The following is a 13225-nucleotide window of genomic DNA, read 5'->3' as shown; positions in this document are numbered from 1 at the left end:
GTTATTTGGGTGATTTAAAAAATGTTTCCGGCTTCACTTCATTCATACCTGCTTTATCCATCATCAGGCCAGCGCAATAAGGTTTATCTTTAATATACTTGCGTACATAATCGAGTAAATCCTTTCTTGTTACTTTATTTACATTTTCTTCATAATGGGTATAATAATCAATCGATGCTGAAGCCCACCAGAAGGAAAGTAAATGTGCATAATCGGAAGTAACCTCTCTCCTTTCTACCTGTTCTATAGATAATAGTCTTTTGGCTCTTTCAATCTGCAGATCAGATAAATAATCTTCATTGGCCCAAAGCGAAATTTGCTTCAGCACCTCCTGGTAACATTCATTTATTTTTGCCGGATTAGGACTCACCATCAAACTAATTGGCCCGGTATATTTTTGCGTATAATAATTCACATCAGCCTGTTGGGCTAATCCTGAATTAATAAGCGCCTGTTTCATTTTAGAACCGTTTTGATTCACGATGAAAGAAAAAACATCAGCTGCGTAAGTGGCCGGAATATCGTTTCTGGTATCTGGACCATGCCAGCTAAAAAGCATAAACGGAACAGGGCTTTTATTCGATTCTACAAAATAATAATCGTTTTTTTGAAGCGGTTTAAACTCAGGGATTGGCCATTTCACAAAAGGATCAACCGGCGATCGTTTCCAGTTTCCAAAAACAGAACTTACATAACTAAAAGCTTCATCAACTTTAACATCACCGGCAATTACCAGAACTGAATTATTTGGCCAGTAATATTTATTTTTAATGGAATCCATTTTTGATGGAGTAGCTGATAAAATTACCTCATGGCTACCGATTACATTTTTACGGGAATAATTTGCTCCCCACATATGCCGCGAATTGGCCTCTATCAAAGCAAATATCGGACTAGATTCGTGCCTTGTAAATTCGGCATTTACCACTTCATTTTCCAAAGCCATATCTTCTTTTATGAATTTTGGATAACGGATGGATGAATTCATCAAGCTTAATCCGGGTTTTAAATTAGCAGCAGGAAGCGTAAAAAAATAATTTACCACTTCTTCCCGCGTAGTGGCATTCGAATTGATATCCAGATCGTTCATTCTCGAATTTAAACGTTCGAAATCGGGATAATCTTTGTTCGCCTTAAAGAATAAATGCTCGTAAAGATGACTTAAGCCGTTAAATTCGTCGGTTTCAGTAAAAGAACCATTTCTGCAGGCCATTTCGATGGTAACCAGTGGCACCGTCCGGTCTACAACAACCAGCACTTCTAAACCGTTATCAAGTTTTTTGAAATGCATGTTTTCTCCGAGCTTTTCCTGAGCAAAAGCAGAGCCAAGGCACAATAAACAGGCTAAGGAGCTAAATAATAGAGAGCGCATATTTTAATTAAATTTGAACACCAATTAAGCGTTAATCTTTCACTTTAACAAATAAAAAAACGCTTTATTTAACAATCGTCTTTATTAAAGGATATATGAATAATTACAGTTTATATTGTTAAATAATTACCTTTGAATAGTTCAATCTTCTAACCACTTTAAAATTGCAAGAATACTTCCTCGTTGTTGATACCGAAACTTCAGGTCTGCCTAAAAATTGGACGGCGCCTTATTCTAAAGAAAAGAACTGGCCTCATATTGTCCAAATTGCCTGGATTATTTATGATCAATCTTATCAGGAAATTAAGCGGGAAAATCATTATATCAAAAATACCGATTTCACTATTGATAATGCTGCATTAAAAATCCACAAAATTACCCCTGAATATCTGCATACACATGGCGAAAACAAAGAAAAAGTGATGTTGCAGTTTTCCGAAGACATCGAAAAATATCAGCCTTTGGTTATCGGTCATTTTATTGAGCTCGATTATCATATGGTGAATGTTGAATTATACCGAATCGGAAAGGAAAACATTTTTAAAAACCTGGCTTTTTTTTGTACGATGAAGGCAAGCGCACCTTACATCACCAATACAGTAATCAGTCATTTAAAGCTGGATAAATTTTATACCATTTTATTTAATGAAGCACCCGAAAATACGCACAATGCTTTATCTGATACACTAAACACGGCAAAGATTTTCTTTCATCTTTTAAAAACAGGTAAAATTAGCTTAACTTCAGCCTACCATCAGGAACATACTTTTAACCTGGAAAAGAAAAAGACAAAAGATTTTTCGTTTAAGAGAATTTTACAGGGATTTTTTAATGGAAGATAAACTAGCCGATCAAATTTATACCGCTCGTATTGGAGACATTACTTTTAAAAAGATAGTAAGTTGCAGCCCGGGCACACCTATTTTTGAAGCTGCAATTAAAATGTCAGAACAGAAAACCAGTTGCCTCTTTATTAAAAATGATCAGGATGTTTATCTGGGCTTCGTAACCGATATTACTTTAAGGGATAATGTAATTGCCAAACAACTAAATTCAAATTTGCCGATTGACGAAGTTATGGATACCCATATTGTTACCATAACTCCAGATGCTTATGTATATGAGGCGATATTGATGATGTTCAGTAAGAAGTCGCGCTATTTATTGGTAAACGACAATGGTAATTACGTTGGCTTTTTAAGCAGAAACCGCCTTTTAAGCGAGCAGGCCGAATCTCCATTGGTTTTTATCCAATCAGTAAAATCTGCTGTAAATACAAGCGATCTAAAATTAAAATGGCAAAAAGTGCCAGGCATTGTGTCTCAGTTACTGGCTAGAGGTGTACATTCGAAAATTGTAAATGAGGTGGTAACTACTATTGCCGATACCATTTCCTTTAAAATTATTGAAGAGGTGATTGCTAAACTTGGTCCGCCACCTGCAAAATTTGTATTTATGGTTTTGGGTAGCGAAGGCAGAAAAGAGCTTAGCTTAAAAACCGATCAGGACAATGCCATTATTTATGAAGATACCGGAGAAGATAAAAGAGCGGCTGTACGTTCTTATTTTCTGGACATGGCTACCCAGGTTTCGGATAAATTAAATTTTGTTGGTTTTGTATACTGCGATGGCGATTATATGGCCACTAACCCAAACTGGACGCATTCGCTATCACACTGGAAATACAATTATAAAAACTGGATAGAAGAAGCTTTACCCGAAGCTGCCGTAAAATTTGCTGCATTTTTTGATTGCAGGGCCATTTACGGCGATTTAACCATTATGGAAAGCTTACGTGCTTTTGTTGATGAAGAGCTGCAGAAACCCATCGAAAAATTCTACGTATACCTGGCCAAAAATGCCTTACTCTATGAGCCACCGCTCACCTATTTTAGGAATATAAGAACGCAAAAAATCCATAAAAAAGAAGTATTCGATATTAAAACAGCCATGACTCCTATTGTAGATCTGGCAAGGGTTTATGCCTTACAGAACAGGATTTTCCAAAAAGAAAATACAGGCGAACGTTTAAAGGCCTTAAGAGAACTTGGTGTTTTTAGTGAAGAGCAGTTTAACGAACTTTCGCAGTCTTATTATTATTTGATGGGCCTGAGATTGAAACATCAGGCCAATCTGATTATCAATGACCTGGCGGCACCCAATAACTTTATCGAAATTGATAGTTTAACCAAAATCGAAAAAGTAACCTTGATCGAAATTTTTAAAATTATCCAGAACTTTCAGAGCGGCATCCGCATGAAGTTTACCAATAGCCTGGGTTAAATTATCATTAATTCTCTTGTTTGCTCATTGTAATTGAATCAAACTTTAGTAACTTTAGGAATACCGTCTACTTATTAATAAGGTAAAATACTAACCAAAGTAAATAATCCAAAATCAGACCCATGGGAAAATTTGTAATTACCAAAAGATCGAACGGAGAATTTCAGTTTAATCTTAAAGCGAGCAATGGCCAAACCATTTTAACCAGCGAAGGCTATTCGGCCAAATCAAGCTGCGAGAATGGAATCGAATCTGTTAAAAAAAATGCACAGGATGATTCAAAATTTGAGAAAAAGACATCGTCTAACGGCAAATACCATTTCAGTTTAAAGGCTACAAATGGCCAGATTATTGGCTCCAGCGAAATGTACGAAAGTACCTCGGCCAGAGATAATGGTATCGAATCGGTTAAAAAGAATGCACCAGACGCAGAAACTGATGACCAAAGTTAAAAAAAACATAAAGCGACTCGAGATTTCACATCAGGTCGCTTTTCATACCCTCCATACACTCCCCCTCTACAGCTTAGATTAAAAATTGTTCTATAAGACTTACATTAATCTACAGTAATTGGCTACAGCTGATCTACTCTTAAAGCTATCCCTCATATTTGCCAGCTGTAAACCTAAACTTACTCAAGCATCTGTTGCTCAATACAAGCCGATCAAACGTTTGCGCGTAATAAATTTTAAGGTCATTTTAATAACTAATCAAATAGCCTTAGAACCTGCTCAAACGGCAATTCTACTACATCATTCAAGCTTATTACATTTCATCCCACACAAACGTTTGCGCTGTTTTAATTCAGCCTACTGTATAAGTTTGTTTGTAACTTAAATCCAGATAAGGTAAAAATCTATTTACGATACGCTCTTTTTAAGGTTTGGAACAGTGGCCAAGACTGGCAAATTATGGTGGTATAATCTTGGTATTGAAATCGACAAGATTAGGTAAAGGGGCTGAGTGCAGCATATAAAAAAGCAACAACAACCAATTCCAAATATTATCAACCTAAACCTAAAATTATCGTATGAAAAAAAACAGTTTACTTTTAACAGGGCTATTCTGTACCTGCTTGTTCGCCCTATCTTGTAAAAAGACCGAAGTATTACAACAAGAGGAAAAAACCTTCTCTATTAACAAAAAACTGGCTACAACCAACATTATTACCCAAAGCCGCAATGTAAATATTGTGTATTTTGTACCTAACGACCTCGATACCCTTGCGGGTTATAGAAAAAGATTGAGCGATCTTTTATTATGGACACAAGATTGGTACAAACAAGAAATGAACCGCAATGGTTATGGCAATAAAACATTTGGCCTTGCTGATGATGGCGCAGGAAATGTAAAAATCCTAACCATTAGAGGAACATTGCCAAAAGCGAGTTACCCATACTCTGGAGGTAGCGGTGCAGTTGCAAGCGAAGTAAACGCTTATTTTGCTGCGCACCCGGCAGATAAAACCAGCGATCATACCTTGATCATTATTCCAAGGTATTCTATCGGTTCGAATGGAACACCAAGCGGGGGTCCGTTTTATGGTACCGGCAGATGGTGTTATGCGCTGGATTATGAAGAAATGGACATTGCAAATCTGGGCTTAAGCACTACCGTTGGCAATCGCTTCAGTGTTTGGTTTGGAGGTATGGTACATGAACTTGGTCATGGATTAAATTTACCGCACAACAGACAGAAAGTTTCTGAGAACTCAACTCTGGGCATGGCATTAATGTGGGGCGGTAATGGAACCTTAGGAAAAAGCCCTACATTTTTAACCGCTGCAGACGCGGCTATTTTAAATGCCAATCAGGTTTTCAATAATAACGCTAGCACCTATTACGGTTCGGTAACCAGCAGTATTAATAAAATATACGCCAGCTACTCCAGCACTTTGGCTTCCATAGTGGTATCTGGAAAATTTACATCTACTGGCAACGTAACCAGTATTCTGTATTACAACGACCCTAATGTAAGCAATGAGGGTACTGGTGTAAATAAGGATTATAACGCCATTACGTGGGAATCGAAAAAGATAGGTACAGATAGTTTTAGAGTTGTAATGCCAATTGCGGATTTGCAGGAAAAAGCTGATGGTATTCCATATGAACTAAAAGTTAAACTGGTACACGACAATGGAACCGTAACCGAGCAGATTTATGCTTATACTTTTTCAGGAGGCTTACCAGTATTAAATTTCTCAACGAAAAATGAGTTAAGCAAAACAGGCTGGAGTATTGCTTCGTTTAGTTCGGAAGAAACCAGTGGAGAAGGTGCTACAAATGGTAGAGCGGCAAGGTTGATTGATAATAGTGCAAGTACTTACTGGCATTCGAGATGGAGCAGCTCGGCAACAAGCTATCCACATACTATAGTGATCAATTTGGGCGCTTCAAAAACGGCAAATGGTTTAAGTTTAACACAAAGAAGTGGTTTGAGCAGGGCTGTAAAAAACTTTGAACTGCTCACCAGCACAGATGGCATAAACTTTACTTCAGTTAATAACTATGTGGCCCAAAATGTAAATGGTGCGCAGTACTTTGATTTTGGAAGCGCCAAAACATTCCAGTATTTTAAAGTTATTTTAAATTCAGCACAGGATGGTCTACAGTTTGCCAGTCTTGCAGAATTGGGATTATATTAGATTTTCAGAACCAAACCAAACAACAAAAAAGGTCCCGATTTACATCGGGACCTTTTTAAATATGATTATCGCCTAAGCGAAAATTTCTATTTTACTGCATCAATTACAGCTTTGAAAGCTTCTGGGTGATTCATTGCTAAATCAGCCAATACTTTACGGTTTAAACCGATTTCTTTAGAAGCTAGTTTACCAATTAATTGAGAGTAAGAAATACCGTGCTGACGAGCACCTGCATTAATACGTTGGATCCATAATCCGCGGAATTCTCTTTTCTTAACTTTACGGTCACGGTATGCATATTGCAAACCTTTTTCTACTGTGTTTTTAGCAACAGTATAAACCTTACTTCTTGCTCCCCAATAGCCTTTGGCTAGATTAAGGATTTTTTTTCTTCTTCTTCTCGAAGCTACTGCGTTTACCGAACGTGGCATGTTGTTGTTGTTTTTTGGCAAGCGGCGTTCCGTTTAACCGGAAACTTAAAGCCTGATACCTGGTGAATTAATAAATTACTTTCCGATACAAAGCATACGTTTAACGTTACCCATATCAGCATCAGATACGATACTTGCTTGACCTAAGGCACGTTTACGTTTAGTGCTCATCTTTGTTAAGATGTGACTTTTGTATGCGTTGTTTCTTTTGATTTTACCTGTTCCAGTAAGCGAAAAACGCTTTTTAGCACTGGAATTGGTTTTCATTTTTGGCATAACCTGTTTTTTAATTTATAAACCTATTTTTATTTTTTTGCTACTTTAGGCGCAACTGTTAGGAACATACGTTTACCTTCTAACTTAGGTAACAACTCTACTTTTCCTACATCTTCTAAAGCCTGAGCGAATTTTAACAATAAAATTTCTCCCTGCTCTTTGTAAACAATTGCTCTACCTTTAAAATGCACATAAGCTCTAACTTTCTCACCGTTCTCTAAAAAGCTTACTGCATGCTTCAATTTAAACTGGAAATCGTGATCGTTGGTATTAGGACCAAAACGGATCTCCTTAATTACAGTTTGTTTCGCATTAGCTTTAATTTCTTTCTGCTTTTTCTTTTGCTCATAAACAAATTTACTGTAATCAATAATTCTACAAACTGGTGGTACGGCATTTGGAGATATTTCTACCAAATCCAATTCCAGTTCATCAGCAAGTGCCAAAGCTTTTGCCAAAGGATAAATCCCCGGTTCAACATTATCGCCAGCTAAACGCACTTCGGGCGATTTAATATACTGATTAATGTTATGCTCTGCTTCTTTTTTCTTAAAAGGTGGACGTGGTCCCCTGTTAAATCCTGGTCTTCCTAATGCCAAATTTGTACTATTTAATTTAAACTGTTATTTCTTTTCTTAATAAATTGTTGAACTCTTCCAACGTCATTTCACCTAAATCTCCCTCACCATGTTTGCGGACAGAAACTTTTCCTTCTGCCATTTCCTTATCACCGATAATGAGCATGTATGGGATCTTTTTAACTTCCGAATCGCGTATTTTGCGACCGATTTTCTCATCACGAAAGTCAATCAGCCCGCGAATATCGGAATTATTTAGTTCATCTAAAACTTTTTTTGCATATTCTTCATATTTTTCTGAAATAGGAAGAACAATAAATTGCTCCGGACTTAACCATAACGGGAAGTTTCCGGCACAATGCTCAATCAAAACAGCAATAAATCTTTCTAATGAACCGAATGGTGCACGGTGAATCATTACTGGTCTGTGCTTCTGGTTATCGCTACCGGTGTATTCCAATTCGAAACGCTCTGGTAGATTATAATCAACCTGGATAGTACCTAACTGCCATTTTCTACCTAAAGCATCTTTCACCATAAAATCGAGCTTAGGGCCATAGAAGGCGGCTTCGCCATATTCTACGACAGTATTTAAGCCTTTTTCTGCAGCTGCTTCGATAATGGCATTTTCAGATAGTCTCCAATTCTCGTCAGAACCAATATATTTCGATTTGTTCTCCGGGTCTCTTAATGAAACTTGAGCAGTATAGTTATCAAAACCTAATGATTTAAATACATAAAGCACCAAGTCGATTACTTTTTTAAACTCTTCTTTCACCTGTTCTGGCATGCAGAATAAGTGTGCATCATCTTGAGTAAAGCCACGTACACGGGTTAACCCATGTAATTCGCCACTTTGTTCGTAACGGTAAACCGTACCAAACTCGGCAAAACGAACCGGAAGATCTTTATAAGAACGTGGTTTTGTTTTGTAAATCTCACAGTGGTGAGGGCAGTTCATCGGTTTTAAGAAAAACTCCTCTCCTTCTTGTGGTGTTTTAATTGGTTGGAACGAATCTTTACCGTATTTCTCCCAGTGACCTGAGGTTACATATAAATTTTTGTGTCCGATATGCGGTGTTACTACTTGCTCGTAACCTGCTTTAGCTTGTGCTTTAGTTAAAAAGTTCACCAAACGCTCGCGCAAAGCAGTTCCTTTAGGCAGCCATAAAGGCAAGCCCATGCCTACTTTTTCTGAGAAAGCAAACAGCTCCAGTTCTTTCCCTAGTTTACGGTGATCGCGTTTTTTTGCCTCCTCAATCATTAAAAGATATTCAGTAAGCTCGCTCGCCTTAGGAAAAGTTACCCCATAAATACGGGTTAACTGTTTTTTGGTTTCGTCGCCACGCCAGTAAGCACCAGCTACATTCATCAGTTTTACTGCTTTCACAAAACCAGTATTCGGAATATGTGGACCACGACATAAATCGGTAAATGAACCTTGGGTATAGAAAGTAATTTTACCATCTTCCAGGCCGTCAATTAAATCCAGTTTATACTCATCGCCTTTTTCGGTAAAATATTTTACCGCATCAGCTTTGCTTACACTTTCGCGTACAAAAGTTTCCTTTTGCTTAGCCAGTTCGATCATTTTGGTTTCGATGGCCTTGAAATCGTCCGAAGAAAATTCACGGTCACCAAAGTCTACATCATAATAAAAACCAGTTTCGATAGCCGGGCCGATACCGAATTTAGTACCCGGATAAAGTGCTTCTAAAGCCTCAGCCATTAAGTGAGCTGATGAATGCCAAAAAGTCGATTTTCCGGCAGTATCATTCCAGGTCAATAATTTTACTGATGAATCAGATTCGATCGGCCTTGTTGAATCCCAAACTTCGCCATTAACCTCAGCGGCTAATACGTTACGGGCTAAACCCTCAGAAATTGACAATGCAATTTGGTGGGCAGAAGTGCCCTTTTCATACTGACGGACAGAACCGTCAGGTAAAGTAATGTTAATCATCTACAACTATGATTTAATTTTTAAATAAAAAAGTTTTAAAGATCACTTACAATGTGATTTTATTTTGTGCAAATGTATGCATTTTTCGGCTAAAAAGCAAGGTAAAGCATAAAACCAGTGGGATTAAATTAGAAAGATTGCTTCACTCCAACGCAATTACCATGGCTTCAGTTTGCAATGACGAATCTTTCTTTGTGTTTATCTCCTTTACTAATCAATTCCGTTAATAAATTAAGATCTTATGTGAAGCCATGGTTCGTGTCTCCACTAACCACACTCGATTAGCTTAAAAATTTAACCTTCAAATATTTACGCAATGGAATATCGACGAATTTCATTACCACATAAGCGAAAACGGTTAAAAGCAGTACAGAAACCGGTATCACCACCCAAAGTAAGGATGCTGGTGGCTGAACTTCGGCTACATAGGTTAAAAATATCCAGACAAATGGATAATGTACCATATAAAGCGGATATGATATTTCGCCTGAAAGATTACAGATCTTTTTAAGCGATGGATTTAATACTGTACCTGCTCCTAGTGCCACTAAAAGTGGAAAATAAAACAGCACAAGTATCGGCTCGGTAATCCAATTGTATTTATCATTAAAAGGAACTAAAAAGGCTGCGAGCAAAGGCACGATCATGCCTAAAAAGCCAAGTTTATTTTTGATCACCCAATTTAAACGGTAAACCAGCATACCGGCTGTAAAAGAATACAGCACGCGTGCCCCACCGTCCCAGAAATTCTGCCCTCCCCAGCCGCCACCTACGTTAGTAGCGCGAACAGCTACATAACAAAGGCATACCGCTCCTATAACAACCAAAACGAGCAGTGTTTTTTTACCCAGGCGGTAAAGTATAAAAATGTAAAAGATATTGGCAATATATTCCCAGAATAACGACCAGGCTGGTGCATTTAAGCAGAATAAGTTGGTATAACGCTCGGGCATGGCCGGATAAGGGATTAAAAAAGCTGAGGATAAAAATAAAAGAAAGGTTTTCCCGAATCCATAAACCTCATAAAGATCGCTGTATGGGTCGATCAGAAAAGTAATCAGTCCTAAAACGGAACCAATAACCACCAGCGGGTGCAAACGGATAAGCCTTAATTTAAAGAACTGTGTAATCCCCATATGTGGTGCACGGCTATCGTAAGCATAGGCAATTACAAAACCGGATAAACAGAAAAAGAAATCGACAGCGAGGAAACCATGCGAAAGAAAATTCTTGTTATAATTGGTAATAGCGATTTCCATAAAGTGATAAATAACCACCACAATGGCCGCTACGCCCCTTAATCCATCTAAAATTTCGAAATGCTGCTTGGTTGCTAATAAATTTGTTTTGTTCTCGGCTGTAATCACTTTTGGCTAGGTTATATTCAACTCCAATAATAGTTATTCTCAGTTTAGATGCAAAAACTAAAGCCAACCCTTTCAAAAATGATACAAAAAAAGCCCTGAAAGCTTATACCTTCAGGGCTTTATTATAAGACTTCAGAAGTTCGCCTGTGGCTGGCCTAAAGCACAAACTTCGGAAGTCTCGCAGAATGAATTAATTCATACCAAATGATCTTACCTGGCCACCACCTGGTCTGTTCTGTCTAAAACGTTTCATCATGTTCTCCATTTTAGTTTTATACTCTTCAGCAGTGATCAATTTTGCTTTTTTAGGTGCGGTTACATCTTTTGTACTTACATTTCTATATTCGATGCTTTTGGCAATTGAGCTGTTACCTCTGCCTTCGATCGCTAAAACTGCACCTTCAGTCCACATATTTGGGTTCGGAGAAAAGTCGAAGCCTAAATCTTTTGTGTACCAGATTTTGGTTTCTTCTACTACGTTTTTATCCATATCCAGGATTTTTATCGCCCTTGTAGATCTTATAATCGCCTGGTGACAGGTAAAACCGATAATCTGTTTAGTAGAATCTGTTTTAATCACTTCTATGGTTGGTGCCGGAGCTGGTTTTGCTGCAGTGGTATCATTAGGATTTCTACCGCCCATTCTCATTGAGCCAATCGGACCAGAAGTAGATAAAGTTAATTTACTCGGCATGTAATATGTGGTATCGTTCAGATCAAAAACCTCTGTAAGTCCTTTATCTGCAAAGGTATAATAGTATTCTCTGTTACCACCGCCACCACCAAAACGCATCATCATACGGCCCATGCCGCCACCGCCACCACCTGCTCCATTACTATCCTCAGTTTCTTCAACTGGCATATAACTGGCATTTGTAGCCGTAAACAACAACTCGAAGTTGCTTTTGCTTGATGAGGGCATTCTGGCTTTCATCTGATCGGTTAGCTGGATACCGCTCGCCGAGGCCATAGCTGCCGGATCGATAATATTTTCAAATTGTATGGCTCCTGAAGTTTTTTTCTGCTGCGCATCTGCAATTGATGCAATTGATAAAACGCCCAGTAAAGCGAAGATTATTTTTTTCATTACGATTTTGTTTTGTTTGTTAGATACAAAAGCCTTAAAAAGGTTTAACAAAGGTATTGTAGTTTGTAATATAAAACGTGTTAAATTGTGTTAAAGATTACGTTTAGATCGTTTAAGGATAGATTTAGGCTGAAAGTAATTTAAATATTACAATGCCTAATCCTTTATTAGAAAAGCAGTACCTGTAGTGCTTCTGTACCGATAGTCCCGCCCTTTGCTTAATCCCGATTGAAATTATCTTAAATTAAATTGATCCTAAATCGGGATAACGCTGTCGGTCGGGTTTATTTTACTCTTGATAACAGTACTATTTACGCCAACTAAACCCGATCAAAGCGAGATGCTCCCGATTTTTCATCGGAGCAGAAGCGAGAGCGGGACTGCTCTATCCCATTGGCTTCTGCAACTGCTTTCCAAAATAAATTAGAGATTTAATCATCTTCAGCGTTACTTCCACAAAAGCTAAAGCTTGGTGGCTAGTATTCTGTACTTTCCAGCCAGCCATTACACAATACATCGGCAATGTGCATGGTTTTAATCGCAAGATTATTTTTCTCAATATACCCCTGAAGATGTAAAAGGCAAGATAAATCGGTCGAAATGATGTAATCTGCCTGCTGTGCGAGCGCATGATTAACTTTCTGCTCGGCCATTGCAGATGAAATGGCATCGAATTTAACCGCAAATGTTCCGCCGAAACCACAGCACATATCGGTATCTTCCATTTCGATCATTTCTAAACCGTGTACTTTAGAAAGCAACTGGCGGGGTTCATCTTTGATTTTGCACTCACGCAATGCGCTGCACGAATCATGGTAAACGGCTTTTCCTTCCAATTCAGCACCGAAATAATCTCTTTTGGCTACGTTTACCAGAAAATCAGAAAGCTCCCATATATTCGATTGCAAACTCCGGCATTTGTTGTGTACAATGGTATTGGTAAACAGATCGTTAAATCCACCTTTCACCATGCCTACACACGATGCTGACGGCGCTACGACATAGGTATTTTCGGTAAAATCGTTTAAGAATTTTGTACCCACTTCTTTAGCCTCATCCCAATAACCCGCATTGTATGCAGGTTGCCCACAACAGGTTTGTTTTGAATTGTAGGTTACATCACACCCCGATTTTTCTAATAACCTTAAAGTATTAAAAGCGGTTTCAGGATAGAGCTGATCTACAAAACAAGGCACAAATAATTCTACTTTCATAATATTCTTA

At 38.1% G+C, this 13225-nt stretch carries 12 protein-coding genes; 4 read left to right on the top strand and 8 right to left on the bottom strand.

Going from position 1 to position 13225, the window contains the following annotated elements; all coding sequences use genetic code 11:
* Position 1: 1 nt before the first annotated feature.
* On the bottom strand, positions 2 to 1291 hold the full coding sequence (locus LQ227_RS14275; RefSeq protein WP_230146615.1) for a pitrilysin family protein: 1290 nt from the start codon (positions 1289 to 1291) through the stop codon (positions 2 to 4).
* A gap of 245 nt (positions 1292 to 1536) precedes the next feature.
* Between LQ227_RS14275 and LQ227_RS14270 the strand changes: the two genes are divergently transcribed.
* The 4 genes from LQ227_RS14270 to LQ227_RS14255 all read left to right on the top strand — a co-directional run bounded on the left by LQ227_RS14270 (position 1537) and on the right by LQ227_RS14255 (position 6299).
* A complete protein-coding gene (locus tag LQ227_RS14270) occupies positions 1537 to 2214 on the top strand; it encodes a 3'-5' exonuclease (protein WP_230140580.1) in 678 nt (225 codons plus the stop codon).
* Entirely contained in the window at positions 2204 to 3655 is a 1452-nt protein-coding gene (locus LQ227_RS14265; protein ID WP_230140578.1) for a DUF294 nucleotidyltransferase-like domain-containing protein, read from the top strand. The genes LQ227_RS14270 and LQ227_RS14265 overlap by 11 nt, the downstream gene beginning before the upstream one ends.
* 122 nt (positions 3656 to 3777) lie before the next feature.
* Complete coding sequence (locus LQ227_RS14260; RefSeq protein ID WP_230140575.1) at positions 3778 to 4107, top strand: YegP family protein; 330 nt, start codon at positions 3778 to 3780, stop codon at positions 4105 to 4107.
* 578 nt (positions 4108 to 4685) lie between these two features.
* Positions 4686 to 6299, top strand: a complete 1614-nt coding sequence (locus tag LQ227_RS14255) for a discoidin domain-containing protein (protein ID WP_230140567.1) — start codon at positions 4686 to 4688, stop codon at positions 6297 to 6299.
* Between the two features lie 86 nt (positions 6300 to 6385).
* Here the strand turns inward: LQ227_RS14255 and rplT are convergent, their stop codons facing one another.
* From rplT to LQ227_RS14220, 7 genes are all read right to left on the bottom strand, one after another.
* Positions 6386 to 6730: a 50S ribosomal protein L20 gene (gene rplT, locus LQ227_RS14250; RefSeq protein WP_025144714.1), complete on the bottom strand. Its 345-nt coding sequence runs from the start codon at positions 6728 to 6730 to the stop codon at positions 6386 to 6388.
* 75 nt (positions 6731 to 6805) lie between these two features.
* Positions 6806 to 7006, bottom strand: coding sequence for a 50S ribosomal protein L35 (gene rpmI / locus LQ227_RS14245; protein WP_029279105.1), 201 nt, complete (start codon positions 7004 to 7006; stop codon positions 6806 to 6808).
* Positions 7007 to 7035: 29 nt separating this feature from the next.
* Positions 7036 to 7605, bottom strand: coding sequence for a translation initiation factor IF-3 (gene infC, locus LQ227_RS14240; protein ID WP_051691975.1), 570 nt, complete (start codon positions 7603 to 7605; stop codon positions 7036 to 7038).
* 16 nt (positions 7606 to 7621) lie between these two features.
* Positions 7622 to 9547 carry a threonine--tRNA ligase gene (gene thrS / locus LQ227_RS14235; RefSeq protein ID WP_057934170.1) on the bottom strand — a complete coding sequence of 642 codons (1926 nt, stop codon included), beginning with the start codon at positions 9545 to 9547 and terminating at the stop codon, positions 7622 to 7624.
* A 281-nt stretch (positions 9548 to 9828) separates the two neighbouring features.
* A complete protein-coding gene (locus LQ227_RS14230; RefSeq protein ID WP_230140550.1) occupies positions 9829 to 10914 on the bottom strand; it encodes an acyltransferase in 1086 nt (361 codons plus the stop codon).
* Between the two features lie 190 nt (positions 10915 to 11104).
* Positions 11105 to 12001 carry a hypothetical protein gene (locus tag LQ227_RS14225; protein ID WP_230140548.1) on the bottom strand — a complete coding sequence of 299 codons (897 nt, stop codon included), beginning with the start codon at positions 11999 to 12001 and terminating at the stop codon, positions 11105 to 11107.
* Positions 12002 to 12477: 476 nt separating this feature from the next.
* Entirely contained in the window at positions 12478 to 13215 is a 738-nt protein-coding gene (locus LQ227_RS14220; protein WP_029279118.1) for a (Fe-S)-binding protein, read from the bottom strand.
* Positions 13216 to 13225 lie beyond the last annotated feature (10 nt).

It is taken from the genome of Pedobacter sp. Bi27, assembly GCF_918698255.1.
GTDB lineage: Bacteria > Bacteroidota > Bacteroidia > Sphingobacteriales > Sphingobacteriaceae > Pedobacter.
Note: the sequence above shows the minus strand (reverse complement) of the source record. Positions and strands in the feature narration are given on the sequence as shown.

Bases quoted from the DNA above. Each gene is read 5' to 3' on its own strand.
- LQ227_RS14275 (WP_230146615.1), bottom strand. From the start codon at position 1,291: ATGCATTTCAAAAAACTTGATAACGGTTTAGAAGTGCTGGTTGTTGTA.
- LQ227_RS14265 (WP_230140578.1), top strand. From the start codon at position 2,204: ATGGAAGATAAACTAGCCGATCAAATTTATACCGCTCGTATTGGAGAC.
- LQ227_RS14260 (WP_230140575.1), top strand. From the start codon at position 3,778: ATGGGAAAATTTGTAATTACCAAAAGATCGAACGGAGAATTTCAGTTT.
- LQ227_RS14255 (WP_230140567.1), top strand. From the start codon at position 4,686: ATGAAAAAAAACAGTTTACTTTTAACAGGGCTATTCTGTACCTGCTTG.
- rplT (WP_025144714.1), bottom strand. From the start codon at position 6,730: ATGCCACGTTCGGTAAACGCAGTAGCTTCGAGAAGAAGAAGAAAAAAA.
- rpmI (WP_029279105.1), bottom strand. From the start codon at position 7,006: ATGCCAAAAATGAAAACCAATTCCAGTGCTAAAAAGCGTTTTTCGCTT.
- thrS (WP_057934170.1), bottom strand. From the start codon at position 9,547: ATGATTAACATTACTTTACCTGACGGTTCTGTCCGTCAGTATGAAAAG.
- LQ227_RS14225 (WP_230140548.1), bottom strand. From the start codon at position 12,001: ATGAAAAAAATAATCTTCGCTTTACTGGGCGTTTTATCAATTGCATCA.
- LQ227_RS14220 (WP_029279118.1), bottom strand. From the start codon at position 13,215: ATGAAAGTAGAATTATTTGTGCCTTGTTTTGTAGATCAGCTCTATCCT.